Source organism: Psychrobacter sp. H25 (assembly GCF_059076335.1).
On record NZ_JCACRV010000001.1, the window covers coordinates 2,375,059 to 2,400,619 of the forward strand.

General features: G+C 43.9%; 24 protein-coding genes. 12 read left to right on the forward strand and 12 right to left on the reverse strand.

The window, feature by feature from the left end:
* Window positions 1–3 precede the first annotated feature (3 nt).
* Complete coding sequence (locus tag AC5JPO_RS09675) at window positions 4–432, forward strand: MAPEG family protein (RefSeq protein ID WP_319051611.1); 429 nt, start codon at window positions 4–6, stop codon at window positions 430–432.
* 46 nt (window positions 433–478) lie between these two features.
* On the opposite strand, the gene AC5JPO_RS09680 is transcribed toward AC5JPO_RS09675, so the two are convergent.
* Window positions 479–1,495, reverse strand: a complete 1,017-nt coding sequence (locus AC5JPO_RS09680; protein ID WP_443526689.1) for a tRNA dihydrouridine synthase — start codon at window positions 1,493–1,495, stop codon at window positions 479–481.
* An 84-nt stretch (window positions 1,496–1,579) separates the two neighbouring features.
* On the opposite strand from AC5JPO_RS09680, the gene AC5JPO_RS09685 reads away from it, so the two are divergent.
* Window positions 1,580–1,984, forward strand: coding sequence for a hypothetical protein (locus AC5JPO_RS09685; protein WP_443526687.1), 405 nt, complete (start codon window positions 1,580–1,582; stop codon window positions 1,982–1,984).
* 27 nt (window positions 1,985–2,011) lie between these two features.
* Window positions 2,012–2,410 carry a hypothetical protein gene (locus AC5JPO_RS09690; RefSeq protein WP_443526686.1) on the forward strand — a complete coding sequence of 133 codons (399 nt, stop codon included), beginning with the start codon at window positions 2,012–2,014 and terminating at the stop codon, window positions 2,408–2,410.
* A gap of 14 nt (window positions 2,411–2,424) precedes the next feature.
* Here AC5JPO_RS09690 and AC5JPO_RS09695 read toward each other — a convergent pair whose 3' ends face one another.
* The 6 genes from AC5JPO_RS09695 to AC5JPO_RS09720 all read right to left on the reverse strand — a co-directional run bounded on the left by AC5JPO_RS09695 (window position 2,425) and on the right by AC5JPO_RS09720 (window position 7,615).
* On the reverse strand, window positions 2,425–3,921 hold the full coding sequence (locus tag AC5JPO_RS09695; RefSeq protein WP_443526684.1) for a UvrD-helicase domain-containing protein: 1,497 nt from the start codon (window positions 3,919–3,921) through the stop codon (window positions 2,425–2,427).
* A gap of 232 nt (window positions 3,922–4,153) precedes the next feature.
* On the reverse strand, window positions 4,154–4,891 hold the full coding sequence (tatC, locus tag AC5JPO_RS09700; RefSeq protein WP_443526818.1) for a twin-arginine translocase subunit TatC: 738 nt from the start codon (window positions 4,889–4,891) through the stop codon (window positions 4,154–4,156).
* A gap of 143 nt (window positions 4,892–5,034) precedes the next feature.
* Window positions 5,035–5,694 carry a Sec-independent protein translocase protein TatB gene (tatB, locus tag AC5JPO_RS09705; RefSeq protein ID WP_443526682.1) on the reverse strand — a complete coding sequence of 220 codons (660 nt, stop codon included), beginning with the start codon at window positions 5,692–5,694 and terminating at the stop codon, window positions 5,035–5,037.
* 26 nt (window positions 5,695–5,720) lie between these two features.
* Window positions 5,721–5,963 carry a Sec-independent protein translocase subunit TatA gene (gene tatA, locus AC5JPO_RS09710; protein ID WP_319051606.1) on the reverse strand — a complete coding sequence of 81 codons (243 nt, stop codon included), beginning with the start codon at window positions 5,961–5,963 and terminating at the stop codon, window positions 5,721–5,723.
* A 201-nt stretch (window positions 5,964–6,164) separates the two neighbouring features.
* Window positions 6,165–7,001 (reverse strand): bifunctional phosphoribosyl-AMP cyclohydrolase/phosphoribosyl-ATP diphosphatase HisIE, encoded by an 837-nt coding sequence (hisIE, locus tag AC5JPO_RS09715; protein ID WP_443526680.1) that lies wholly within the window; start codon window positions 6,999–7,001, stop codon window positions 6,165–6,167.
* A gap of 170 nt (window positions 7,002–7,171) precedes the next feature.
* Window positions 7,172–7,615, reverse strand: coding sequence for an acyl-CoA thioesterase (locus tag AC5JPO_RS09720; protein WP_319051604.1), 444 nt, complete (start codon window positions 7,613–7,615; stop codon window positions 7,172–7,174).
* Between the two features lie 435 nt (window positions 7,616–8,050).
* Between AC5JPO_RS09720 and rpmI the strand changes: the two genes are divergently transcribed.
* From rpmI to AC5JPO_RS09745, 5 genes are all read left to right on the forward strand, one after another.
* Window positions 8,051–8,248: a 50S ribosomal protein L35 gene (rpmI, locus tag AC5JPO_RS09725; RefSeq protein ID WP_011514608.1), complete on the forward strand. Its 198-nt coding sequence runs from the start codon at window positions 8,051–8,053 to the stop codon at window positions 8,246–8,248.
* Window positions 8,249–8,384: 136 nt separating this feature from the next.
* A complete protein-coding gene (rplT, locus tag AC5JPO_RS09730; RefSeq protein ID WP_011281252.1) occupies window positions 8,385–8,741 on the forward strand; it encodes a 50S ribosomal protein L20 in 357 nt (118 codons plus the stop codon).
* A 328-nt stretch (window positions 8,742–9,069) separates the two neighbouring features.
* Window positions 9,070–10,125, forward strand: coding sequence for a phenylalanine--tRNA ligase subunit alpha (pheS, locus tag AC5JPO_RS09735; RefSeq protein ID WP_443526678.1), 1,056 nt, complete (start codon window positions 9,070–9,072; stop codon window positions 10,123–10,125).
* A gap of 102 nt (window positions 10,126–10,227) precedes the next feature.
* Window positions 10,228–12,633 carry a phenylalanine--tRNA ligase subunit beta gene (gene pheT / locus AC5JPO_RS09740; RefSeq protein WP_443526676.1) on the forward strand — a complete coding sequence of 802 codons (2,406 nt, stop codon included), beginning with the start codon at window positions 10,228–10,230 and terminating at the stop codon, window positions 12,631–12,633.
* A gap of 245 nt (window positions 12,634–12,878) precedes the next feature.
* Entirely contained in the window at window positions 12,879–13,178 is a 300-nt protein-coding gene (locus AC5JPO_RS09745) for an integration host factor subunit alpha (RefSeq protein WP_058023539.1), read from the forward strand.
* Window positions 13,179–13,406: 228 nt separating this feature from the next.
* Here AC5JPO_RS09745 and AC5JPO_RS09750 read toward each other — a convergent pair whose 3' ends face one another.
* A complete protein-coding gene (locus AC5JPO_RS09750) occupies window positions 13,407–13,763 on the reverse strand; it encodes a hypothetical protein (RefSeq protein ID WP_443526675.1) in 357 nt (118 codons plus the stop codon).
* 525 nt (window positions 13,764–14,288) lie between these two features.
* Here AC5JPO_RS09750 and ypfJ point away from each other — a divergent pair.
* Window positions 14,289–15,179, forward strand: a complete 891-nt coding sequence (ypfJ, locus tag AC5JPO_RS09755; protein ID WP_443526673.1) for a KPN_02809 family neutral zinc metallopeptidase — start codon at window positions 14,289–14,291, stop codon at window positions 15,177–15,179.
* Window positions 15,180–15,353: 174 nt separating this feature from the next.
* Here ypfJ and AC5JPO_RS09760 read toward each other — a convergent pair whose 3' ends face one another.
* The 3 genes from AC5JPO_RS09760 to trxA all read right to left on the reverse strand — a co-directional run bounded on the left by AC5JPO_RS09760 (window position 15,354) and on the right by trxA (window position 18,097).
* Complete coding sequence (locus AC5JPO_RS09760; protein ID WP_058023542.1) at window positions 15,354–15,581, reverse strand: YMGG-like glycine zipper-containing protein; 228 nt, start codon at window positions 15,579–15,581, stop codon at window positions 15,354–15,356.
* A 397-nt stretch (window positions 15,582–15,978) separates the two neighbouring features.
* Window positions 15,979–17,247: a transcription termination factor Rho gene (gene rho, locus AC5JPO_RS09765; RefSeq protein ID WP_319051599.1), complete on the reverse strand. Its 1,269-nt coding sequence runs from the start codon at window positions 17,245–17,247 to the stop codon at window positions 15,979–15,981.
* 523 nt (window positions 17,248–17,770) lie between these two features.
* Window positions 17,771–18,097 (reverse strand): thioredoxin, encoded by a 327-nt coding sequence (gene trxA, locus AC5JPO_RS09770; RefSeq protein WP_443526672.1) that lies wholly within the window; start codon window positions 18,095–18,097, stop codon window positions 17,771–17,773.
* 406 nt (window positions 18,098–18,503) lie between these two features.
* Between trxA and AC5JPO_RS09775 the strand changes: the two genes are divergently transcribed.
* Together AC5JPO_RS09775 and AC5JPO_RS09780 are read left to right on the forward strand one after the other, a co-directional pair.
* Window positions 18,504–19,217 (forward strand): RluA family pseudouridine synthase, encoded by a 714-nt coding sequence (locus AC5JPO_RS09775; RefSeq protein WP_443526670.1) that lies wholly within the window; start codon window positions 18,504–18,506, stop codon window positions 19,215–19,217.
* Window positions 19,218–19,399: 182 nt separating this feature from the next.
* Window positions 19,400–20,956: a flavin-containing monooxygenase gene (locus tag AC5JPO_RS09780; protein ID WP_443526817.1), complete on the forward strand. Its 1,557-nt coding sequence runs from the start codon at window positions 19,400–19,402 to the stop codon at window positions 20,954–20,956.
* Window positions 20,957–20,996: 40 nt separating this feature from the next.
* Here AC5JPO_RS09780 and AC5JPO_RS09785 read toward each other — a convergent pair whose 3' ends face one another.
* Entirely contained in the window at window positions 20,997–21,941 is a 945-nt protein-coding gene (locus AC5JPO_RS09785; protein ID WP_443526669.1) for an NAD(P)-dependent oxidoreductase, read from the reverse strand.
* 491 nt (window positions 21,942–22,432) lie between these two features.
* On the opposite strand from AC5JPO_RS09785, the gene rapA reads away from it, so the two are divergent.
* Complete coding sequence (gene rapA / locus AC5JPO_RS09790; RefSeq protein ID WP_443526668.1) at window positions 22,433–25,321, forward strand: RNA polymerase-associated protein RapA; 2,889 nt, start codon at window positions 22,433–22,435, stop codon at window positions 25,319–25,321.
* Window positions 25,322–25,561: the final 240 nt, after the last annotated feature.

Consider the following 25,561-nt stretch of genomic DNA (forward strand, 5'->3'; position numbering starts at 1 on the left):
ACAATGATCAGTGCACTCTTTGACTTAGTTTCTGATAAAGTTGCCTCCGCTATCTGGGCGATGATAGCCGCAAGTTTACTGCCATGGGCAGTATCTTTAGTGGCAAAAATATCCGGTGGATTTAGAATCAGAAACAATGCGCATCCACGTGACTTTATGCAAAGCACTACTGGTATTGCTGCACGCGCTGATGCCGCACAAAAAAACAGCTATGAAACCTTACCTGTATTTTTAGCAGCTGTACTGACAGCGATGCTACTCTTTGTACCGCAGTCTATTATTAATGTATTGGCTTGGTTGTATGTAATGATTAGGATTGGCTACTGCACCGCTTATATTACCAACTTATCGACATTTCGCTCTATTCTCTGGGTATTGTCGATGGCATGTTGTCTAATGCTGTTTTATTTAGCGATACGAGTCAGCGTATAGCACTGCCCATTGTTACTTATAAAGCAAGCCACGTATGACTAGGTGATTATTTTTGCACACTCGCTTGTAGTGCGCTAATAATCACCGCTTTATTTTTTTCTCTTTTAATCCTTTCCCATAATGTTTGCGCCTCAGCATAGCCTTTGGTAAGCATACCTAGCCACTGCTTATAACGACCGACCAACACCACATCATTCTTTGCTGCGCCCTCCAAAAACTTAATCTGATGGGCGATCAAATCTTGCCATAACAATGTAGAGGCATTCTCTAGACTTTCAGTATTGCTCTCAGCATTAGCATTAGTATGGCTATCGACCTGTGCAACCAGATCGGGACGCGTGACTGCACCGCGACCTAACATCAAATGATGCGTTGCCGACTGCGTCATACAGTCATTTGCTTGCGCTGCTGTCCATATTTCCCCGTTGGCAATGACTGGAATATCGAGCGCATTAAAACTTTGGATTTTGTCCCAATAGGCAGGCGGCTTATAGCCTTGGGTCTTGGTGCGGGCATGAATAGTGAGCCAGTCAGCGCCACTTGCGGCAATCGCGCCGCGAATATCATCCATTCGGCTAGTATCGGTATAGCCCAAGCGAATCTTTGCTGATACAGGAATATGCGCGGGCACAGACAGACGTACTGCACTGATAATCTGATACATGGTTTCGGGTTCATCTAACAATACAGAACCCCCACGATGGCTATTGACCGTCTTGGCAGGGCAACCGAAGTTGATATCAATCGCAGGTGCGCCAAGCTCGCAAGCATAAGCAGCGTTTTCTGCCATCAGCTGCGCGTCGCTACCCAAAATCTGCACATGGATGGGCGTGCCAGAGGCGGTCTTGGCATCATGATGGAGTTCGGGGACGTACCTATAGAAAACATGCGCAGGCAAGACATGCTGAGTAATACGAATAAACTCACTCACTGACCAATCATAAGGACGCCCTAAATCTGATGCAATCTGCGTTAGAATTTGGCGCATCAATGGATCGGTCAAGCCTTCCATGGGTGCGAGGAGGCGGACGGGGTTGGCAAATAGGTTTTCTGATAGAGGCATATATTCAAAAGACTGTTTTTAATAAATGTAAAATAATTTCATTCTAGTATTATAGTCCTTAATAAATTAAAACAGGACTTTATTATGTCTGAAATACGAGTAGAGTCAGTCAAAAGTATTCCGCTTTATAGTGTTGTACCGTTAATTAATCATATAAGTTATGATTCATGGTTATTAAGAGTGTCTTTATTCTTTTCAACTGAAGAAATACGGCAAATGGTGTACGTCGATTTCACTGATATTATTGGATTTAGAGTATTAGATAATGGAAACCTTGTTGAATTTTGGAATGATGATTGCCCGAACGGTTGGCTATGGGAGGTTAACGATGGAGGTTGGTTCGACTTAGAAAAACAGCGAGAAGGCTTTGTAACAGGTTATTTTGAAAAAGACCTATTAACAGAGTATCTAGTAATCGGAATAGACGACTGTATTAGCATTCTATCCCCTAGTGCACCAAAAATTACTACAGTAGATCCTCTACTTTAAAAACAGATTAGCTACTTGGGATAAAATATGCACAATACGTTTAGAAGGTGGTTAACAGAGTTAGAAGACATGGTAGTGATATGTGCTGAAGATATTCATCAGGAAGCAGCGCAAAACATAGTTAGCTTTGGCTTTAACCAAGATCTACTTGTAGAGTGGAGCGAAGATTCTGTCATAGAGTTTATTAGTAAATGCGCTAATTTATATCATAGAAAAAGTGGTGTTTCAGAAATGCTATTTTATGCATGGTTCGATGAGCAAGCAGGACAAATCAGAATTTCTGCCGTCAGCCAGTCGCACAAAAAACTGCCTTTTAGATGCGAGCTAAATCAAGTGACTTTAAATGAACTGGTGAACGGAATCTATGCTGATGATTCTGGCTTATATACAAAAGGGAAGTTAGATATATGGCAACAGAAGGTTTAAAAACTAAAAAGAGCTCAAGACCCAAAAATCACTTTTTTCCCTGTCTGTAATCCAGAGATCAAGTCTTTAATATTGTGAATGTCTAAATTACTCTGCGCGCGCGTACAGGCAACATAGAGCAAGCGCAATTCCTCTGGGCTTATCTTGACCGCATTAGTGGTCACATCATAATAAAAGTCATCATCGAGCTGTACTTTGCCCCACTCGAGCCCTTTGGCTTTGTGCGCGGTCGAGATGACATAGTCCGCATTGTCAATACTGGTGAGACTGTTGACCGCTTGGCTGAGTACATTAGTGCCGTGGTCATCGACCAGTTTGACCAGTGTTTTCAAATCGCTGCCTTCATTGGTTTCAGCGTACTCTTGCACATCACCCCAATTATAGAAATAAGCCAGCTCAGGTACACCGTAGGCCGACTTACCATTTTTTAAGTTTTCGGCTGCCTGACAGAACTTGAGCATACGATCGGTATCTGCTTGTAGCGCAACGCGATGCCCGTGCTTTAACCCTGTGAGTAGTTGTGACATCGCTGCGGCATTGGTACGACAGAGAATAGCGTCTTTTTTACTATGTACCATGCCTTTATCGGTAGAGGACTGTTTGTTCGGATTGCCCTTTAGTGGCACCTCTTCTTGTAGGGCTTTTAGCAAGGTATTGGCCACTTCTGCAATCGGTTCACCAAAGCGAAAGGACTGCGTCAATAATGTCTGCGGTAGTGGCAGTTTTTTCATGGCATTGACCGCGCCGCGCCATTCATAAATCTGCTGATGCGCATCGCCCACATAGATGACTTGTCTCGATTGCTGGGTCAAAATGCCCATCATCAAGGGGTCAGCATCTTGCGCTTCATCAAACAAAATAAAATCCGCAGGGATACTAGGCTTGGATAGCGCCCATAGTTTAAGGTAAATATCATGGCCGATACCTGCAGGATGACGCGCATCGATCGATTGTAACCAGCGTTGCTCAACAGCAGGGTAGAGCATCTCACGCAGTTGCTCTGCGTCCGACGCATCGAGCCAACTGGGGAACAGGATATGCCTTGGCGCAGGGTAGCTGGCATGTGTACTACAGAAATTACTGACCGCATCGCTGACGAACCGAGATAACCTGGCTGGCGTGAGCGTAATATATCTATTGACCCCATCCATTTGCCGACGTACTTGCACAGGCTGCAGTCCCAAGTCGTCACCCAGACGTTTGGGTGAAAAGCGCGGCAAAGACAGCTTTGCGGTAATATCACGAGCGACATGTCGATAGGCCAGCGAGTGAAACGTACGGCATTCTACATGCGGCGGAAACTTCTGCCGTGCATCATTGGCAATGGCTTTGTTAAACGCCAAATATAGACCGCGCCCACGTAAACGTTCCCCAATTAGCTTGAGGGTCGTTGTCTTACCAGCACCTGCATAAGCGACCACTTTAAATGACTTGTGATCCATCGCCATATTCAGCGCGGCAAGCTGCTCATCAGTGGGGTCGCTCATATAAGCTGGCATCGATGCGGACATAATAAAGTTACCTAAAGTACAAAAAATGATTAAAACACAAGGGGCAAAAAAAGCCATTGGATAAACAATGGCTTAGAGATGATGATGGTGCTAAAACGTGATAATAAGCGCTAAGCTTACTGATGGGACAAGAAGAAAATATGTGAGCAGTTTACAGCACAGTTTTATGTATCTAGTCTCATTCTAATCTAAATTAGGACCTATTGGACATCCAAATAGGGCACTGGTGAGACTATTTTTTGACTGCTGATGTCAGATTAGGGCTTGTCTCTTCTTTTATCAAAATTTTTGCCAGAAATAAACCAAGCTCAAACAACAGCCACATTGGAAAGGCTAACATCAACATCGATACCCCATCAGGTGGCGTGACGACGGCAGCCACAGCAAAACAGCCAACAATGATATAACGGCGTTTTTCTTCTAGACTTTGAATGGAGACAATGCCAGCCAATATCAATAGTAAAGTGACAACGGGAATCTCAAAGGTTAAGCCAAATACCATAAATAGTTTTAAGGCAAAACTCAGATAACTATCGATATCGGTCATCGGTAGTACGTTTTGCGGGGCAAACAAAATAAAGAATTTTAAGACGCCTTTTAGGACAATAAAATAAGAAAAGGCCACACCTGCATAAAACAAAAATATCGAGGACAGGAGGACTGGAATAGCAATTTTCTTTTCTTTTTTGTATAAGCCTGGCGCGACAAATGACCAAATTTGATAGAGGATATAGGGCATCGCCAAAAATGCAGCAACGAAGACCGTCAGGCGTATCGGTGCCATAAAGTTGGATGTGATATCAGTGGCAATCATCGTTGAATTGGCGGGCAACTGCGCAACTAGCGGATCTGACAAAAAATTATAAAGCTCACGTGAATAACCGACTAATGCCAAAAATATGACTAAAACAGCCACGCATATTTTGATCAAATGCCGGCGCAGCTCGATTAGGTGCTCGGTAATGGGCATGTCGCCCAACGAGCTCAGCACGTCATCTGCTGCTTTGTCTTTAGGATCGTTTGCTGTATCTGTATCTTGACCAGTGATATTGGCAGGGCTGTCTGAGTGCGCGATTTTTTCTTGGCGGCTTTTTTTGCGTTTGAATAATTGCATCAATCAGTCTCCTGCTTGTTGTCAGAAGTCTGTATATCTATAGGGTTATTTAGCAAAGTATCGGCTTTATAATTTGGTACATATGGGGGAATCGGTAAACGTCTTGCCTTGTCATAAGCACCGAGGCGAAACCACATGTTTTCCCATGGCCGGGTATTTATGACTTGAGTAATTGGAACGACCCTATCACTGTCATCGCTACTGTGGTCACTCTTAGATAGTTGGTTATCTTCTAAAGTATCTTCGCGCGTATCAGTGGCATAACGATAGTCGAATGCTTTTGGTGTGGCTGATTTTCGATGAGGGGTGCCGTTTTCTTTACTCTCTTCATTATTGCTATCATTTGTGACGTCATCAGACATTGAAGATGGACTATGTGAGCTTTCAAAAGCTTTCATGTTGCCACGCATCTCAGCCATCTCACGTCTCATATCAGCTTCGGTTTCGCGAATTTTGGCAAGCTCTTTTTGCATTTGTTGGCGTGTCTCAGCCAGATCCAACTCTGCTTCTATCTCGGACTGTAAGGTCGAGACGGTGCGACGAATTTTGGCATACCATTGCCCAGCCGTACGCGCTGCCTGCGGCAGTTTTTCTGGGCCCAAGACAATGAGAGCGATAACGCCAAAGAGGAGTAATTCAGAAAACCCAATATCAAACATAATGGTCCGATGTCACTGTCTAAATGCTATACATTATGCTTATCATCAACCTTGGTGGTTGCTGTGCGCTCTTCGGTATGGGCTGTGCCGTCGTGATCAAGCACCACGTGTTTTTTGGCGTGTTCTGTATTTTCGTCTTTGACCGCTTCTTTAAAGCCTTTAACCGCACCGCCTAAATCTTTGCCAGCATTTCTAAGTTTTGAAGTGCCAAAAACGACAACGACAACAACCAATAGTATTAGCCAATGTGTAATAGAAAAACTACCCATAACGGTATCCTTGTGACTTGGTTTTGTGACTTAGTTTTCAGTCTTTATATGTATATTTTGCAGTTACAAAAGGTTTACGTATCAAACAAAAAGCATCGACATATAAGTCGAGATAAAACAGAGATATATTATAACCTGCAGTTATTACAAATAGATGAAAACAACAGTAATCAAATAAAAGTGATGCTTATTGCATAAGTGCTATCTGGCAGCCTTTTCATCGATACCTGACAACCCAAAACGTCTGCCCAGTTCGCCCAACACAGCATCTGACTCAATATCAAACCACGCCAGTCCAACTAGGGTGTGAAACCAGACATCTGCCACTTCATATATTAGCTCGTGACGCGCCTCGTCATACTGCGCCTTATCCCTACTTTTATCACAGTGAGCAAAATCCTTAGCAGCGATGATGCTCTCTGTACTTTCTTCACCGACTTTTTCTAATATCTTATTTAAGCCTTTGGCATATAGACTGGCTACGTATGAACTGTCAGCATCGGCTTGTTTTCGTTCTGCTAAGACTTGATCGAGCTGTTGTAGTACAGAGGCTTTATCAACTGACTCTTGGTTAGTAGCAGAATCAGCATGGGTATCATCTTTCTTGCCTTCAGGCATATCGTTAGTAGTTTTTGTAGCATGATAAATATCAGCAGGGTCTTTTAGTACCTTATCAACCGTTTGCCACTCTGGCGTTGGACCAGATAAATCTAAACGCTGATAAAAGCAAGATTCACGGCCCGTATGACAGGCAATACCGCCCGCTTGCGTGACACTAAGGACAATCACGTCAGCATCACAGTCTAGACGAATATCATGCACCGTCTGCGTATGACCTGATAATTCTCCCTTGTGCCATAATTTGGCACGCGAGCGCGAAAAATAAACGGCGGTCTTTGTTTGTGCCGTTAGTTGTAGTGCGTCGCTATTCATCCAAGCCATCATCAAGATACGACCTGACTGGTGATCTTGAGCAATCGCAGGAATCAAACCATCATCGTTAAAAGTTACGGCAGTCAGCCAAGCAGGTAAAGTCATAATGAATCTATCGTCTTATAGGTAAAAGGTGAAAAAGATCAATAAGCAATTATACTACTTATGAGTGAAGCAATGTTATGAGTGAAGTAATGAAGGATGCGAGGAGATGATTCGACAAGTTGTATCAGATGAATACTGATTAAAATAAAAGTACGCTATAGCCCACTATTTTACAGCCTAAATAAATGCGGATACAGCGCTTCTTTGGTCGTCTTATCGAGTTTGACTACTTTATTGAGGCTAAAGTCATAATTGACAAAGTGCTGCCGTGATTGTGCCATGATTTCACCAGTATGCATACGGGTGACCTTTATGACTATGTGACCGCCATTGTCATATATTGGCTCCACACCGACTTCGAATAAAAGCTCTTCGCGCACTCGTATACGGCTCATGATATCTAGCTGCAATTGATCAATAATCAAACCCTGTTGCTCTGCGTTGATATCCTTAATACCTTTGGCTTGTAGGAATCTAAGACGTGCCTCAGACAGGAGTGCTGTTAGAGACTCAACGGCCATATGCTGTCCCAAGTCAATCTCAGTATGACGCACACGCATCACTGTCTCAAAGACGAATAAGTCATCTTCAAATGCTAACGCTTGTTCTGACACACTATCTCCTAAAGTGATGGTAATTGATTACGCCACCTATCATGCGAGAGGCGAGTAGTATTACAGTGATTAAGACCTTATAGTACAGCTATATGTAGGCGATAAATACGCTTGATTCAATGGCACGCGTATCATGGAAACATACAGTACATACTTAAGCACAGCTTAAGCTGACATTCAATCTATTTGGAGACAAATTAGATATTTTATTGGAATTTTTGGCAGTGCTGTTAAGGCTTGTATTCTATTGGCTACCCGTCTTTATTATTCACCAGAGCCAAGCCAAAACTTTACTTGGCAAAACAACGCACTATCTGCTAAAATAGCGCCTCCCACCTCGAGGCAAATAGAGGTTTGGTTGTTATTTATGATAACAATTGGCCAGCATGACTATTTGACGACCAGGTTCTAAAACAGAAAAAGAGGCAAATCATCATGAAAAACAAGATGAAAACCAGAAGCGGCGCAGCTAAACGCTTCAAAAAAACAGCGAATGGCTTCAAGCGTAAGCAAGCATTCAAAAGCCATATTTTGACCAAGAAATCACCTAAGCGTATTCGCCAGTTGCGTGGTCTTAAGTTAGTGCATAAATCTGACGAAGCAGCAGTTCGTCGTATGTGCCCATACATCTAATAGCCTACCGTCATCTATATCTAATCAGAAATTATCTGATGAAATGATATTTGACTTTGCAATCTGACAATGGTGTTTGTCATTTGACAACATCATCACTCGCTTAACAGTGATCAAAAAAATCTTGGAGTAAATTATGGCCCGTGTAAAACGTGGTGTACAGGCAAATCGCCGTCACAAAAAAATCTTAAAGCGCGCAAAAGGCTACTACGGTGCCCGTTCACGTGTTTACCGCGTAGCGGTACAGGCAGTGACCAAAGCTGGTCAATATGCTTATCGTGACCGTCGCAACAAGAAACGTACTTTCCGTCGTCTTTGGATCGCACGTATCAATGCTGGTGCACGCTTAAATGGCTTAAGCTATAGCCGCTTTATCAATGGTATGAAAAAAGCAAACATCGCAATCGATCGTCGCGTTCTAGCAGACATCGCTATGCATGATGCAGCAACTTTCACAGCATTGGTCGAAAAAGCAAAAGCGGAATTGGCCTAAATATTAACCGTCCTTTAGATATGATGCTTTTAAATAATTATTTATAAGTAGTTATCTAAACGGATAGGACTAATATTGATTAATAGTATGATATTAATAGAAGCTACCGCTGGTCGGTGGCTTTTTTTATATTAAATTATTCCATGCCTAATCGATGTTGAGACTGTATCGACAGTAAATACGCTTATCATCGACTAAATATTCAAGCCATTCTAATAGCCAGTCTCTCTGTACATTCTGTATATGAATATAACTGGATAAATGGTTTGCAATATTTGGTCAAATCCCTACAATTAATTGTCCGTTTAAATCAGGAATAATGCGTCTTATGACTAACCCTGCTGCTACCAACGACTTGTCGGCGTTACCGACCTTGTCTTCAGAGCTAAGTGAGCTCAATGAGGCTCAACTTACTGAGTTTGCGAGTGCTGCTGAAGCTTTGATTGTGCAAGTAACTGATGCGCGTACACTACAAGACTTACGTGTGCAATTGACTGGTAAAAAAAGCCCATTGACAGGTTGGTCAAAGCAAATGGGTAAACTCGATGCCGATAATAAAAAGATCTATGGCGGCTGGTTGCATCAAGTGCGTAGTCGCATTCAGCAAGCACTTACTGATCAACAGCAGCAATTAGAAGTGGCTGCGCTCAACGCCAAGTTAGAGAGTGAGAGTATTGATGTTACTTTACCCGCTCGCGGTGGTCAAAAAGGTCATTTGCATCCAGTAACGATGATTACTCAGCGCATGCAGCAGTATTTTATTCAAGCAGGCTTTAATGTCGCAACCGGCCCTGAAGTTGAGAGTGATTACTATAACTTTGAAGCATTAAACATTCCCTCGCATCATCCTGCACGTGCGATGCATGATACTTTTTATTTTGATGCGCATTATCTATTACGTACGCATACCAGTCCGGTACAGATCCGTACCATGGAAAAAAACGAGCCACCAATTCGTATTATTTGTCCTGGCCGTGTGTACCGTAATGACTCAGACCAAACCCACTCACCAATGTTCCATCAGCTAGAGGGACTTATGGTTACCGAGTCGAGCACGTTTGCTGAGCTAAAGGGTTTGATCAGTGAGTTTCTAGAAGCGTTTTTTGCCAAAGAGCTAACCGTGCGCTTCCGTCCTTCGTTTTTCCCATTCACTGAGCCGTCTGCGGAAGTAGATATCTTGGATGATAACGGCAAATGGCTTGAGGTAATGGGCTGCGGCATGGTGCACCCACAAGTATTGACCAACTGCGGTATCGATAGCGACAAATATACTGGCTTTGCTTTTGGTATGGGTATCGAGCGCTTTGCGATGCTGTATTACGGTATCGATGATTTACGTTTATTTTTCCAAAATGACGTGCGCTTCTTAAAGCAATTTGGCTAGAGTGCTTTTGTTGATATAAAAGTGCCCCTTGTTAATATAGCAAGTTAATTTGCCAAGCTTTACTCCAACATCTTTATTATAAAATTCTGATCCGAGATATTTATGAAAATTAGCGAACAGTGGCTACGTCAATGGGTAAATCCCAACAATACTAGTGAAGAGTTGGCCGAGCAGCTAACCATGGCAGGGCTTGAGATTGATGATCGTTATGCCGTTGCCCGTGAGTTTAGTGGTGTGGTTATCGGTGAAGTCATCAGTGTTGAGCAGCATTCAGATGCAGATAAACTGCGTGTGACGCAGGTAAATATCGGCGCTGCTGAGCCATTACAAATCGTCTGCGGTGCGCCCAATGTGACCGTCGGTATGAAAGTACCCGTTGCAACTGTCGGTGCGGTATTACCAAGTGACGATAGCAAAGGTTTTAAGATTAAAAAGAGCAAGCTACGCGGTGTGGCCTCAAATGGCATGCTGTGCGGCGCTTCTGAAATTGACTTGGTCGATGACATCGATGGCTTGCTTGAGTTGCCTGAAGATGCACCAATCGGTACTGATATCCGTGAATACTTAGGTCTGGATAATCAAATACTGGACATCTCTATCACGCCAAACCGTGGTGATTGCTTTAGCGTTCGCGGTATTGCTCGTGAGATCTCAGTCATCAATGATTTGTCTGTACAAATACCAGCGATTCCTGACAACATAGTCGCTTCTAGTAATGGCACAACACCAGCGGTAACCGTTGATGCAGTAGAAGCATGTCCTCGATACTTGTTACAATCGATTAGCAATATCGATCGCAGCATTGAGACGCCGAAATGGATGCGAGATGCGTTGGTACAGTCAGGTCTACGCTCGCATGGCTTTTTAGTCGATGTGACCAACTATGTGTTGATGGAGTTGGGGCAACCGTTACATGCGTTTGATGCTGATACCATCGTCGGTGATATCGTTGTACGTTTGGCACAACCGTCTGAAACCCTTACTTTACTCAATGAGCAAACCGTTACCTTGACGGGTGATGAGCTCATCATTGCTGATGATAAAGGTGCCTTGGCCTTAGCTGGTATCATGGGTGGACAGCGCAGTAGCGTCACGGATAGCACCACCAACATTGTGTTAGAGAGTGCTTTCTTTAATCAGCTTGCTATCGCTGCACGCGCACGTCGTTTTGGTCTACATACTGATGCCTCGCAGCGTTTTGAGCGTGGCGTCGACTTTGAATTACCACAGCTGGCGTTGGCACGTGCTTGTGATCTGATCACTAGCATCACGGGCGGCGAAGCAGGTCAAATAGTAACAGTTGAGACTCTCGAGCATCTCCCAGCACGCGCGCCAATTACATTGCCAATCGCAAAAGTTCGTGATGTCATTGGTATTGATATTGAGCCATCAGAGATGGTACGTATCTTGACTCAATTGGGTTTTGACGTCACGCAGCAGAGTGATGAACTGGTTTGCATACCGCCATCTTATCGTTTTGATATGAGTATCCGCGAGGATTTAATCGAAGAAATCGCTCGTATCTATGGCTATGACAATATTCCAAGCGTATTGCCACATTTGCAAGTCAGCATGGATTATGACGATACTGCAGATTTGACGCATCAGATGAAGCTGGCATTAGTTGATAATGGCTATATGGAAGCTATCAGCTTTAGCTTTAGTGATGCAAAACTAGAAGCATTACTTGATGATGAGGCGCTAGGGGAGGTATTGGCACTGGCAAATCCTATCTCTAGTGATTTGGCTGTGATGCGTCGTACGTTACTATCGAGCCTACTGCCTTGCGTGCAATACAACTTGAATCGTCAGCAGCCGCGTGTACGTTTTTTTGAGACAGGTCTTAGCTTTGTTGGACAAAGTATTAGCGAGTTGGTACAAACGCCAAGCATTGCTTTAGTTGCCGTTGGTGATATATGGAGTGAGCAAGCGTATCAAAACCGTGCCTTAGATTTCTATGACCTAAAGCATGATGTTGAGCAGCTATTACCAGCACAAATCGATAGCGCCCGTATCCGCTACGAGCGTAGCACGCTGAGCTTCTTGCACCCTGGCCAAAGCGCTGAGTTGTATATCGATGATATATACGTCGGTTGGTTGGGTCAGCTGCATCCAAGTACGGCAAAGCAACTAGATTTGCCAACGACATGGGTTGCTCAATTGTCATTAGCACCGCTATTAACGATGGCTCGTGAGCAGCATGCGATCACCACGCCAAGTAAGTTTCCACAAGTACGCCGTGATATTGCTATCTTAGTTGACAGTGATATCAGTTTGCAGACCTTAGAGTCAACGGTGAGAGCTGCGGCAGGGGACTTGTTGGTTGATTTGTGGCTGTTCGATGTGTATCAAGGGGATAACGTGCCTACAGGTCAGCGTTCATTGGCGTTTGCATTGATATGGCAAGACAGTACTCAGACCCTATCTGATGACGCTGTAAAGACTGCTACGAACAATGTCGTACAGGCATTAACAGAGCAGCACTCAGCGCAGTTACGCGATAGCTAATTTTTAGTACTTAAAACACCCAGTGCTCTATAGCCTTTTACTTATTAGGCTATAGAGCATTGTTATTCGTAAAACCATTATCTATAACCTTTTTTGTTTATAGAATACGTTAAGTCGTTATTAATAAAGGATTTTAATGCATACTGTGTTAAAAAGCAGTCAAAAAACCTTTATAATGACTACTCTTAACCTCATACCGCTAAACCATGATATTCGACATCACGACATAGCATAGGAGTCGTACTGTGAGCACCTTAACCAAATCTGACATGATTGAGCACTTGATGAGTCACCTGAACCTAACACGCCAAGAAGGCCGCTGTTTGGTAGAGAACTTTTTTGATGAGCTGTCAGATAGTTTGATTGATGGCAAAGAGGTCAAGCTATCAGGCTTTGGCAACTTTGAGCTTAAAGATAAGAACAGCCGTCCCGGTCGTAACCCAAAGACAGGGGAGCCAGTTGCTGTATCTGCTCGCCGCGTTGTTACTTTTAAAACGGGACAAAAGTTTCGCCAAAAAGTCGATGAGCGTTTATTTGATACTTGATGTGTTGTTTAGTAGGAGCTCAAATGATGCTCTAGTAGCGTTTATTATTACTTTATAGAGCATCTACTGTGGTCTTTTATATCAGTGTTATAATATATAGTTCTGATATCGCTATAGCAGCCGAGACTAGATACAGCATGCGATATTAACACCATAATTTGGACATAAAAAAAGAGAGCATATGCTCTCTTTTTTTTACTACAGTGTATCTATTGTATGAACAATAAATTACTGAGCTTCTTCAACTACTACTTCGTCAGAAGCTTCAACAGCAGCAGTATCAGTTTCGCTAGCTACGTCCATGCTAGTAGTCGTACCGTCTACAGGAACTTCAGCGTCCATTTCGTCAGTAGCAGTAGCAGCTTGTGCATCAGCGATGTCAGCTTCAGCATCAACAACAGCAGCTTCAGCATCAGCAGTCATTTCGCCTTCAGCAGCAGCTTCGTTTAGCTCTTCAGATGCGTCTTGCACTTCTTCTTGTGCGTCAGATAGATCTTCAGCAGCGTTTTCTTTGCTGCTATCACAAGCAGTTAAGCCCATAGTTGCAGTCATGATACCAGCTAGAGCAAGTAATTTAAGTTTCATAAGGTTTTCTCCGGAAAAATGAAATGAGCAGTAGCAGCAACAAAGGCTGAATTCCAAGATTTCTCAGAATCCAACTAGTCTCAGTTACAGCTACTCAGCTTTCACGCATTCTATATGTTTTCTATGTAAATAGGAATAGGCTGTACAATTAAGTAACAATAATATTTTCAATAATATTTTACTTTGTCTAACTGATAGTATTTTTAATACAACAAATAAAATTAATCGACGTATAATCAATGACATCAGCCTACTCAAGAAAGTGTTAGGTGCTTAATATTCACCATGGTTTTTGATTATTCTTGGCGTTTTACCTATAAGTAGTATAAGAAAATATATCAGTTCTTGAGACTATGAGGGACGAAGACAGCTGAAGTATTTTAGAATCGCTCGTTTTAGAGTATCTAACGAAAATATCAGATGGCTGAACAGAAAACCAATTGGAAACTTTGTACTAAAAACTGTATCACATAATGAATAACCAATACGAATGACTATAGATATCGTATATTTGAGGAACAAACTATGAAATGGCAAGGCAGACGAGGTAGCTCTAACGTACAATCCAGTAAGGGTGGCGGTAAGATGATAGGCGGCGGTATTGGCGGTATTATTATTGCTGGAATTTTATGGCTAGTCTTTGGCGTCAATCCAATGACCGCATTACAAACAGGTCAGGTGGTTGCTGGTGGTGGTAGTAATGGGACCTCTACCGAGCCTGCGACCAGTACTGATCGGGATACACAGTTCGTAAAAGTGGTACTGGCGGATACAGAAGAAGTATGGCATCAGATATTCAATGAAGGAGGTAGTACTTATAAAGAGCCCTCGCTAATTCTTTTTAATGGTCAAGTCAGCTCAGCTTGCGGTAGTGCCAGTTCAGCGACAGGTCCATTTTATTGCCCTGGTGATCAAACAATCTATTTAGATACCTCGTTTTTTGTAGAGATGCGTCAGAACCTTGGTATCTCAGGAGATCAGCAAGGGTCAGGTAGTCAAGAGAACCAAGGCAAAGCAGGAGATTTTGCGCAGGCTTATGTCATATCACATGAAGTCGGTCACCATGTGCAGACGCTACTTGGTATCAGTCAGCAAGTTAACGAAGCTCGTCAGCAAGTCACGCAAGCACAATCTAATAAATTATCAGTATTACAAGAGCTGCAGGCAGATTGCTTTGCGGGTGTATGGGCGCAGCGTAATCAAGAGCGCGTACAGTTCTTAGAAGCAGGTGACATTGATGAAGCTGTGAATGCTGCCAGTCAAATCGGTGATGATCGTCTAGCACAAGCTAGCGGCGGGGCAGTTGTTCCTGATAACTTCACTCACGGCACCAGTCAACAACGTGTGGAATGGTTTACTCGTGGTCTAGAGAGCGGTAACGTACAATCTTGCGACACCTTTAGTGGTGCGCTCTAGAACTATCAGTAGCGTGAGCTAAAAGCGACGTATACTAAACCGTAAACACCACAGCTCACATATAACACTAAAATAAAGACATTAAAAAAGCCTGCAATTGATTGCAGGCTTTTTTAATATCTTGTATCTGATATTACCAACCTAACAGTCAGAGAATATCAAAGTAAAGTACTATTAGTTGTTATCAAGAACATAACCACCAGCACCGCCGATAGCTGCACCAGCTAACGCGCCACGAGCGATATCTTTGCTGTCGCCTTTACTTCTGATAAGTGCGCCAGCAGCAGCACCAGCAGTTGCGCCTTTAGCAGTGTTGCTCATGCCACCGTATGAGTTACAGCCAGTCATGATTAGTGCTGAACTAGTAATTGCAGTCATTGCGATTGTTTTAGCAAATTTCATATTATCACCTATTGAGTCGTCAAGTTAGAATACAGAACTTTTAGAAAGTAGTACCCATTGTATTTTCAAATATATTTCTACTGTCTGCCATAATAGTCGGTTAACAACTTATTGGTCGTAGTAAAAACGCTAAACTTTGCAAATAAAATGTAATCGATGTTGCCAGACTGTATCATCAAGCTGGCACTTACACGTATGATCACCTATTTATATTAGTGTTTTTCTATATTGACACTTTATCGTGTTGATACCTTCTTAGGTGACATAACTGACGTAATAGTAATAGTAATAGTATGATAGCGAGTACGCTGAGTTTTAGATAAGCAAAAAAAGACCACCTAGTAGTGGTCTTAATCTGAGTTGGCTACAAAAACAGCGCTAGCAAAGTGTGTGCAAATTAATGCTGTGATTTGCGCTTCATTTGCTCAAAGAATTCGTCATTAGTTTTTGCTTCTTTGAGACGATCTAACAAGAACTCAGTCGCTTGGACACCATCCATTGGCTGTAGTAGTTTACGCAAGATCCATACCTTACGCAGCTTATCTTCATCCAATAGACGCTCTTCGCGGCGCGTACCAGATTTTTTGATATTAATCGCAGGGAAGACGCGTTTTTCGGCCAAGTCGCGCTCAAGCGTGATTTCTTGGTTACCCGTTCCTTTAAATTCTTCAAAGATAACACTGTCCATTTTACTACCAGTATCGATCAATGCACTGGCAATAATCGTCAAGCTTCCGCCTTCCTCGACGTTACGCGCAGCACCGAAGAAACGTTTTGGACGTTCTAGAGCATTGGCGTCCAAACCACCAGTCAAGACTTTACCTGATGACGGTATGACGGTGTTATAAGCCCGCGCCAGACGAGTAATCGAATCTAATAAAATGACCACGTCTTGCTTATGCTCAACCAAACGCTTGGCTTTTTCGATGACCATTTCAGCCACTTGTACGTGACGCTGTGGCGGCTCATCAAAGGTCGAGGCAACCACTTCACCGCGCACGGTACGCTCCATCTCGGTGACTTCTTCTGGACGTTCATCAATCAAAAGTACAATCAGGTAGCATTCAGGATTATTGCGAGTGATGGACTGAGCAATAGATTGCAATAACATCGTTTTACCTGCTTTTGGCGGTGCGACGATGATAGAGCGCTGACCTTTACCAATCGGAGCGATTAGGTCAATGATACGACCCGTCAAATCCTCAGTAGTACCGTTACCAAGCTCAAGTTTTAGCTGCTCAGTTGGGAATAGGGGCGTTAGGTTCTCAAAGATAAGCTTATGACGTGAGCGGTCTGGTGTATCAAAGTTGATCTCGCCGACTTTAAGAAGCGCAAAATAACGCTCAGAATCTTTTGGTGGGCGAATCGTACCAGCGATACTGTCACCAGTTTTTAGGCTGAAGCGGCGGATCTGACTAGGGCTGACGTAGATATCGTCAGGACCTGCTAAATAAGAGCCTTCTGATGAGCGCAAAAAGCCAAAGCCATCAGGAAGAACCTCAAGTACGCCATCGCCATAGATAGCCTCGCCATTACGAGCGTGAGTTTTTAGGATAGCAAAGATAATGTCTTGTTTACGGCTACGCGCCATGTTATCAAGACCCATTTCTTTGGCGATAGCCAATAGCTCAGAGATTGATTTTTTCTTTAATTCAGTTAGATTCATAGATAGGTCATTAGCAATTGATCAGATGAGAGATGCCATTAGCAGCACAAATCACGACAGTGATTAAAATAACAGTAATATGAGGATAGAGGGTAGTTGTACAGCGCTGTGGTTTATGTAGTTTTGGTTATGCATGTCTGCTTATGGACGCATTGCGATCGGTAGATGCAAGGTCTTAAGAAATAGGGATAAAAAAGGCTACATAAGAGTCTGCGTCAAAAACTCAATATCAGTAATTGCGTTTAGTCATTTTGTTCAGCAATGGTGTTTATAATGACGATTGTGTTTTTGTTGATAAACACGAGGAGAATAGCGACAAGATACTAGGAAAACAGTTGGTTTTCTCTTGTCAGCAGACTATACGGTCTTCACAATAGCATTGTCAATAATTTTTGCCAAAAAATTCGTATAATCAAGTTTTTTGCACAAAAAACAAGCAAAAAAGCCACTATCTGATTCAGATAATGGCTTTTCACGTGTTCTACTTATTTGCCCCAAATAGTTTAGAGCAACTGCATTCGGCTTATAAATGCTTGTCTAGGACTTTAGCCAATTCAGCTTTTGGTTGTAGACCCATTACTGAGTCAACCTTTTCGCCGTCTTTGAATACAAATAACGTTGGGATGTTGCGAATACCGAAACGGCTTGCTGCTTGTGGGTTGTTGTCCACATCTACTTTGACGATTTTAACTTTATCTTGGTACTCAGTTGCTAGATCTTCTAAAATAGGGGCAATGGCTTTACAAGGACCACACCATGGTGCCCAGAAGTCTACCAGTACAGGCACGTCTGATTGTAGAACGTCTTGATCAAAGTCTGTGTCGGTAGTATGTACAATAATGTCTGACATAATTTTATCTCTCTTGTTTTGTAACTTCTATCATCACGTATCGACGTGCATATTGATTTAATAATGAATCGATTGATGATTAAAGAATTGTTTAGAAGGGGTGAAAATGTGCCATTATATTAACATGTTTGCTCATGCTTGACAGATGCAGGCTGGTTAAATTGTTTAACAATTACGATTAGCACAATAAATCAAGACAAAATAATACTGCTTAGGTTTTCCCTGTTACTTGCTATAACCATTGTGACAATAATGCATTTCTTTAAGCACCTGCCAGTCATATAGCAGCGGTTGCTTTCGGTATCAAACAACAATATTTTGAGCACAGTAACCACAGCGCTAGCGTATCAAAACGACATCAATCAAAATCACATATTTAATCCAATTTACATAAGTAGTTAATTTTATGCCTTTTACCGATGAAGAAGTCAATGCCCTTAACGCTCAAGAAAATGCTTACCCGCTCGAGTTTTTCAAGAATTTTGCACAAGAAATTACTGTTTATGAGGACGATGATATTTGGGTGGTTGATAAACCAGCAGGGCTGCTAAGTGTCGATGGCAAAACGCTAAAGGTAAGTCTGCTCGCTCGGCTTGCGCGTGCCAATCCAGCGGTCAAACTGATTCATCGATTAGATATGGATACATCAGGACTGCTTATTTTTGCAAAAAATGCAGAAGCCCAAACCAATATCAGTAAGCAGTTTATTGAGCGTCTACCACAAAAAAAATATCAAGCGCGGGTCTTTGGCGAATGGGAGCAGGTGGGTGCAACGGGTAAGATCTCCGTGCCAGTGCGTTATGAGCCGACTACCAAACCGCGTCATATCGTCGATCACGACTGGTCAAAACATGCATTAACATTGTATGAAGTCATAGCGCACGAAATGTGTAATGGTGAAGCAGTTACTCGAGTGATGCTCAAACCGGTGACGGGTCGCAGTCATCAGTTGCGCGTACATATGGTCCATGCAGGTCACGTGATGATTGGTGACCCGATTTATGCTGAAGGTGCGGCACTCAAGATTGCACCAAGGCTAAACTTACATGCGCAGCAATTACGGTTAAAACATCCAGTATTGGGTGCTTGGATGGATTGGGAAAGCCCATGTCCGTTTTAGGGCGTTAGATTCTGTGTTTTAGAGCGTTAGATTTTGTAAAGGGAAATGAATAGAGGCCATAACAGCTATGGCCTCAAAGTCAGTCACATAGCATCAGCTATGCACACAAGGATGAGAGCATGCTTAACAACACCGCACAAGGTATCAAAAAACGTCTTAGACGTAAAAGCAAAAAATTGAATGTGCCAGCCGATTATGAAGTCATGATTATTGGCGCCGGTATCGCCGGTATTGGCATGGCTTGCCGTTTACAGCAACTACAGCACACAAACTTATTTGGCCAAAAAAGCGCAAAAAAGCAAAAGAAAAATAAATCAGTCGATAAGAAAAATACCTCGCAGCGCTTTGTCGTACTAGAAAAACGTGCTGATCTTGGCGGTACGTGGGATTTATTTACTTATCCTGGTATTCGTTCTGACTCCGATGCGCTCACCTTTGGCTATAACTTTAGGCCGTGGCTAGATTATAGAATGTTGGCAGCAGGGGGCGATATTAAGCGTTATATCGCTGATACGGCGCGCGAGTTTGGTATTACAGATCATATCCGCTACGAGCATGAAGTCCAGCAGATAGCATGGTCGAGCATTGATCAGTTATGGACAGCAACCATAAAAAATCATGCCAGCGGAGAGGTATTTGTCAAAACAGCAAAGTTCGTCGTGGGTGCTACGGGCTACTACGACTATGAGCAAGGGTATCGACCTCATTTTGATGGCGAAGAGGACTTCCGTGGGCATATTGTCCATCCACAGCACTGGAATGATCTAAAGTATCACGACAAAAAAGTAGTCATCATCGGTAGCGGTGCGACTGCCATGACGCTACTGCCTGCGATGGTGGACGAAGATAGTGATCAGTGTGCACGCCACATCACGATGCTACAGCGGACGCCAACTTATGTGGCGAGTGTGCCAGGCGATGATTATGCTATGGATTGGCTATCAGGTAAATTTTCACCCTTGTCAAAAGAGCAAGCTTATACAGCGCTACGTGCACGTAATGTGCTACGGCAGCAAGGGTTATATAAATTAGCGACTCACGCACCCAAGCTGATGAGAGCTGTACTCAAGAGTGGCGTAAAAAAAGAGCTAAAAGGTAGCGATATTGATGTCGAGCATTTCATGCCTGACTATGATCCTTGGGATCAACGAGTATGCGCCGTACCAGACAGTGATTTATTTGAGTCTTTGCAAGGCAAACGTGCAGCGGTGGTGACCGATCAGATCGACCGTTTTACCACGACTGGTATCCTGCTGCAATCAGGAGAGCATCTCGATGCTGACATCATCGTTACTGCAACGGGTTTGAAACTGCAAATGCTGGGCGGCGCAGCGGTATATATCGATGGTCAAGCTATCGATATCGGCACGCGCATGACGTATAAGGCAGTCATGATTGAGGGCATACCTAACATGGCGGCTTTGTTCGGTTACACCAATGCTTCATGGACGCTAAAAATCGATTTGGCGTGTCAGTATCTGGTCAGGCTACTGAGTTACATGCATAAAAACCGTTACCAAGTTGCATTGCCACAAGCAGAGACGGCGAAAGCTACTGCCTGTGCTCAGACAGACACTGTGATGGGCTCGCTGTCATCTGGATATGTCAGGCGCGCCACAGACAGACTGCCTAAGCAAGGCGATCGCTACCCGTGGTACGTGACCAATAACTATCTTAGCGATCATGTCATGCTTAAATACCGCAAAATAAAAGACGACTGGTTGCGGTTTAGTCATTAGTAGCTAATCAGTGTATGACAGTCGCTATTGATGTTCGTTTTCAATGGTGACTGTCAATAAATTCAGCCACCTGTTTGCTCAACATCTGCCATAAAGTCTCTTGTGCGCTTTTACTGCCCCAAGCATTGTGCGGACTAAAGATAACACGCGGATGGTCACTGAGACTGAGCAGTGGGTCGTCCTTAGCAATAGGCTCTTGTTCGAACACGTCACTGGCATAACCGATAACTTGTTCCTTGTTAATCGCGTCGGTCAATGCCTGACTGTCGACCACACCGCCACGAGCCACATTTACGATGAGTGGTTGCTTGCTCATTTTTGCCAGAGTGTCTTTATTAATGAGATGCTCGGTCTGCTCGTTTAGCGGGCAATGCAGGCTTATCACATCAGCCTGTGCTAGCACGTCATCAAATGCAGTGTACTCATCACTACGAGGAGTGCGCTCTTGATGCTCTGCCCAGAGTACTGTCATGCCAAAAGCACGTGCGATCTCGGTTACGCGCTTGCCAATCGTACCGATACCAATGATGCCTAGCGTCTTGTCTTCCAAGTCTATCAGCGGAATATCTAGCAGGCAAAAATTGCCATTTGCTAGCCATGTACCATCAGCGACTTTTTGATGGTAGTGAATGCCAGCACGCAAGGCAGTTAGCATCAGCATAAAGGTGTGCTCAGGGACGCTTTTTACCGCGTAACCTGCGACATTATAAAGTGTGACGTCATGCTTATCGCAAGCGTCATGATCGACATTGTTCATGCCAGTAGCAGTCAACTGGATAAGCTTTAGCTTGGGGAGTTGTGCTATTACCTCAGCGCTGATGTGGACTTTATTAGTGATAATAATATCGGCGTCACGACAGCGCTCGATGATGACGTCTGTATCTTTTGGTGTGTCATTATAAGTGACGTAATCGCTCACGCCTGTTGGTGCAGGCAGGTCGATACCGTCAGAAAAAGTACCTTTGTCTAAAAAAACGGCTTGCATGGTTGCTCCTTATTTATTGTTGTCATATAGGATTTATTGTTGTCATATAGGTCAGTTTTATATAGAAAATGCTCGAACAAATCACTTTACATAAGCATTCATCAAATAAATCATTATCGGCTTAATGTAGCACGCTAATATTTTTAGTCAAAAACCAATTCGTGAAATGCTATCGCCGTAGACATAAGCGGCTAAAAACAAAGTAATTTATATAATAAACCGATCTACCCAGGCTGATTTGGTCTGAAGTCTTCATAAAATTATGGGTATCACAATCGACCTCTTGAAAATTCAACTTAACGCACTCATCTAGCCGCTAACGTTATATAATGGTATGGCTTAGCTATTGGTTTTCTTAAGACTAATTTTACCAAGATTACAATACTGCATTCACATTTACTGATGCTGTGCATGGTTTGTAATCTTATCGCTATCAAAAGCCACCATTGCTATCTAATTTTTAATTATCTGAGTACAAAAGACATCGCCCTATGACTATCTCTATTGCTTCATTGCACAGTACTGAATTCGCCGTTGGCCAACGTTATTTATCTGATACGGAATCTGAGCTTGGCTTAGGTGTGGTTATCGATGTCGATGATCGATGTGTGCATATTTTATTTCCACAAAGTGAAGAGACGCGCGTCTACGCAAAAAACTCTGCGCCACTATCGCGCGTGGTGTTCAAAGTGGGCGATACCATCTATGACCAAGATGGCAAAAGCTACACCGTAAATGCTGTCGATGAAGTCATGGGTGTACTCAAGTACGGCGTTGATGAGCACGAAAAAGGCATCATGGAGACCCGTTTGGCTGCCAATATCACATTGGCTAAGCCGCTTGAGCGTCTGCTTGCTGGTCGTATCGAACGTGGTGACTGGTATGAGCTGCGCCAAGATATCTTGCGTATGCAGTCAGCACTGGCAGGTCATCCTCTAAAGGGTCTGATGGGTGCGCGTGTCGATATTATCGAGCATCAGCTCTATATCGCACACGAAGTCGGTAAGCGTATCGCGCCGCGTGTACTATTGGCTGACGAAGTGGGTCTTGGTAAAACCATCGAAGCGGGTATGATTATCCATCAGCAGCTGCTAACAGGCAAGGCTGAGCGCGTGCTCATTTTAGTGCCAGACAGCTTGCAGTATCAGTGGATGATCGAGCTGCGTCGCCGATTTAATCTAAATTTTGCGCTGTTTGATTTGGTGCGTACGGCTGCTATCAAAGAACATGACCCTGAGCAAAACGTCTTTGCCACTGAGCAATGCATCATCGCAGGTATGGATCTATTGATAGACCATCCTGATTTGTATGATCAAGCGATGGATGCAGGGTTTGACCTACTGGTCGTTGATGAGGCGCATCATCTGCATTGGGATGAAGCACAGGGCGGTAATGATCAATATGATCTGGTGGCAGATTTTGCAGAAGAGACCCCAGGGGTCATGCTGCTGACCGCAACACCAGAACAGCTTGGTGCGCAAAGTCACTTTGCCCGTCTACGTCTGCTCGATCCAGACCGTTTTGATGATCTAGATGAGTTCATTGATGGTCAGGCTGCTTTTGAGGAGACGGCAGCTGTGGCTGGTGTCTTGATAGAAGACAAGCCGCTAAATGAAGGTCAAATCGCTGCTCTGAGTAGTCTATTGGACATCAGTATTGATGAGCTGGCTTCGATTAATGAAGACGACAAGCTACGCACGCATGCGCTCAACGAGCTACTAGATCGTCATGGTACGGGTCGTATTTTATTCCGTAATACGCGTGAGAGTGTCAAGGGGTTCTATGGTCGTAGTAGCCAGCCGCATCCACTACCATTGCCTGAAGCATGGCGTGACAGCTATCAAACCAATGGCAAATTGCGTGAGCAGCTGTGGGGTGAAGAAAACCAACCAGATGGTGGCTGGTTAGAGGACGACCCGCGTGTCTCTTGGTTGATTGATATCCTACGCGGTGAGCTTAAGCAGCAAAAGGTGCTGTTGATCGCGCGTAGTGGTGCAACCGTAGAGAGCCTAGAAGCGGTATTGCGTCTGCATGCCGGTATAAAAACCGCTATCTTTACTGAGCAGATGACGCTACTAGAGCGTGACCAAGCCGCCGCATTCTTTGCTGATAGTGAAGGCGCGCAGATACTATTGTGTTCGGAGATTGGCTCAGAAGGTCGCAACTTCCAGTTTGCAAGCCAACTGGTACTATGGGATCTCCCTGCCAATCCAGATACGCTAGAGCAGCGTATTGGTCGCCTAGATCGTATCGGACAAACCCAGCAGATCATGCTGCATGTCCCTTATGTGCAGGGTACGGCACAAGAGCGTCTGTATCACTGGTATAACGATGCGCTGAACATGTTTAGCCAAATATCGCCAACCGCACAAAGCGTACAAGAGCAGTATATTCAAGATCTTAAGCCTATGCTTGAAGGCGCTGACACCGCTGAAAACAATGTCATTCTACAAGACATTATCGATGAAGCGCTGCAAACGCGACTGGGGCTTGAAGCGCAGTTGCAAGCGGGTCGCGATCGTCTGTTAGAGTACAACTCGTGTCGCCCGCGTGTCGCTGGTCGTATCGCTGACGCTATGCGCGATTTTGATGGCAACAATCTATTACCGCACTTCATTGAGCGTTTCTTTGCCTCTGCCAATATCGATCATAACATCCAGCGTGATGGCTCGTGGGTTATCGCGCCTATCGACAGCACAGAGATTAGTGACTATATCGACGGGTTGCCGCTTGGCGATGAAGATGGTATGACATTGACATTTGAGCGTGAGCAAGCGCTGCAGCGTGAAGATATCGACTTTATCACGCATGAGCATCCGTTGATGCGCGCCATCTATGAGCTGGCGAGTACCAGCACCTTTGGTAATACCACTGTGGCTATGCTTAAAAGCGCTGCTGTCCCGCAAGGCATGGTACTGCTAGAGGTCAACTTCCGCGTTGAAGCCATCGCACCAAAGCTGCTTAATTTGCCCGCGACATTGACCACACAAAACATCCGCGTCTTTATCAGTGAGCAAGGCAGTGACTTATCTGCTCGTATTAGTGCCGATATGATCATGCCGCATATTGAGCGTTTGGACAAAAACCGTGCCCGCCAAGTCATCAAGGTACGCAGCGATGTGATTGAGCAGCGTTACTATGAAGCTGAAGATATCGCACGCGCGCAGATCGCTGAGATTGGTGAGCAAGCCAGTAGCCGCTTTAGTCAGCAGTGGTCGCGCGAGATCAAACGTCTCAAGCATCTGCAAACTATTAATCCAAACGTACGTCCTGAAGAGATTGAGCGTCTAGAACAGCTCAAGGCCCAAGGCGAGCAAGCGCTTGGTAACTTGTCATTGGTACCGGACTCTATTCGTGTGCTGGTCGCCGTCAAGCCATAGATAGTGCAGTATTATCGTTGAAACCATCAAAAAACGAGATGTTATCAGACATCTCGTTTTTTTGGTTCATACTACTTACACACACTGATAAATCGTTATTTGTTGAGCAAAAACAGCAAAGCAACACTCGCAAGTAAGCCGACAGTAGCTAGTCAAAGCTATAGATATTGGGTAAGATGTTTACCTTTTCTATCGAAAATAAATATGTAGCGATGGCTCTGTTAGCTACCGTTGTATGTT

What these genes read in the sequence shown, in the direction of transcription:
- AC5JPO_RS09775 (WP_443526670.1), top strand. Translation starts at nt 18,504, where the DNA reads ATGCCTTTTACCGATGAAGAAGTCAATGCCCTTAACGCTCAAGAAAAT.
- AC5JPO_RS09695 (WP_443526684.1), bottom strand. Translation starts at nt 3,921, where the DNA reads ATGTCCGCATCGATGCCAGCTTATATGAGCGACCCCACTGATGAGCAG.
- tatC (WP_443526818.1), bottom strand. Translation starts at nt 4,891, where the DNA reads ATGCCCATTACCGAGCACCTAATCGAGCTGCGCCGGCATTTGATCAAA.
- pheS (WP_443526678.1), top strand. Translation starts at nt 9,070, where the DNA reads ATGACTAACCCTGCTGCTACCAACGACTTGTCGGCGTTACCGACCTTG.
- trxA (WP_443526672.1), bottom strand. Translation starts at nt 18,097, where the DNA reads ATGTCAGACATTATTGTACATACTACCGACACAGACTTTGATCAAGAC.
- AC5JPO_RS09760 (WP_058023542.1), bottom strand. Translation starts at nt 15,581, where the DNA reads ATGAAATTTGCTAAAACAATCGCAATGACTGCAATTACTAGTTCAGCA.
- AC5JPO_RS09750 (WP_443526675.1), bottom strand. Translation starts at nt 13,763, where the DNA reads ATGAAACTTAAATTACTTGCTCTAGCTGGTATCATGACTGCAACTATG.
- AC5JPO_RS09690 (WP_443526686.1), top strand. Translation starts at nt 2,012, where the DNA reads ATGCACAATACGTTTAGAAGGTGGTTAACAGAGTTAGAAGACATGGTA.
- AC5JPO_RS09785 (WP_443526669.1), bottom strand. Translation starts at nt 21,941, where the DNA reads ATGCAAGCCGTTTTTTTAGACAAAGGTACTTTTTCTGACGGTATCGAC.
- rpmI (WP_011514608.1), top strand. Translation starts at nt 8,051, where the DNA reads ATGAAAAACAAGATGAAAACCAGAAGCGGCGCAGCTAAACGCTTCAAA.
- tatA (WP_319051606.1), bottom strand. Translation starts at nt 5,963, where the DNA reads ATGGGTAGTTTTTCTATTACACATTGGCTAATACTATTGGTTGTTGTC.
- rapA (WP_443526668.1), top strand. Translation starts at nt 22,433, where the DNA reads ATGACTATCTCTATTGCTTCATTGCACAGTACTGAATTCGCCGTTGGC.
- rplT (WP_011281252.1), top strand. Translation starts at nt 8,385, where the DNA reads ATGGCCCGTGTAAAACGTGGTGTACAGGCAAATCGCCGTCACAAAAAA.
- AC5JPO_RS09675 (WP_319051611.1), top strand. Translation starts at nt 4, where the DNA reads ATGATCAGTGCACTCTTTGACTTAGTTTCTGATAAAGTTGCCTCCGCT.
- AC5JPO_RS09685 (WP_443526687.1), top strand. Translation starts at nt 1,580, where the DNA reads ATGTCTGAAATACGAGTAGAGTCAGTCAAAAGTATTCCGCTTTATAGT.
- hisIE (WP_443526680.1), bottom strand. Translation starts at nt 7,001, where the DNA reads ATGACTTTACCTGCTTGGCTGACTGCCGTAACTTTTAACGATGATGGT.
- tatB (WP_443526682.1), bottom strand. Translation starts at nt 5,694, where the DNA reads ATGTTTGATATTGGGTTTTCTGAATTACTCCTCTTTGGCGTTATCGCT.
- AC5JPO_RS09680 (WP_443526689.1), bottom strand. Translation starts at nt 1,495, where the DNA reads ATGCCTCTATCAGAAAACCTATTTGCCAACCCCGTCCGCCTCCTCGCA.
- ypfJ (WP_443526673.1), top strand. Translation starts at nt 14,289, where the DNA reads ATGAAATGGCAAGGCAGACGAGGTAGCTCTAACGTACAATCCAGTAAG.
- pheT (WP_443526676.1), top strand. Translation starts at nt 10,228, where the DNA reads ATGAAAATTAGCGAACAGTGGCTACGTCAATGGGTAAATCCCAACAAT.
- rho (WP_319051599.1), bottom strand. Translation starts at nt 17,247, where the DNA reads ATGAATCTAACTGAATTAAAGAAAAAATCAATCTCTGAGCTATTGGCT.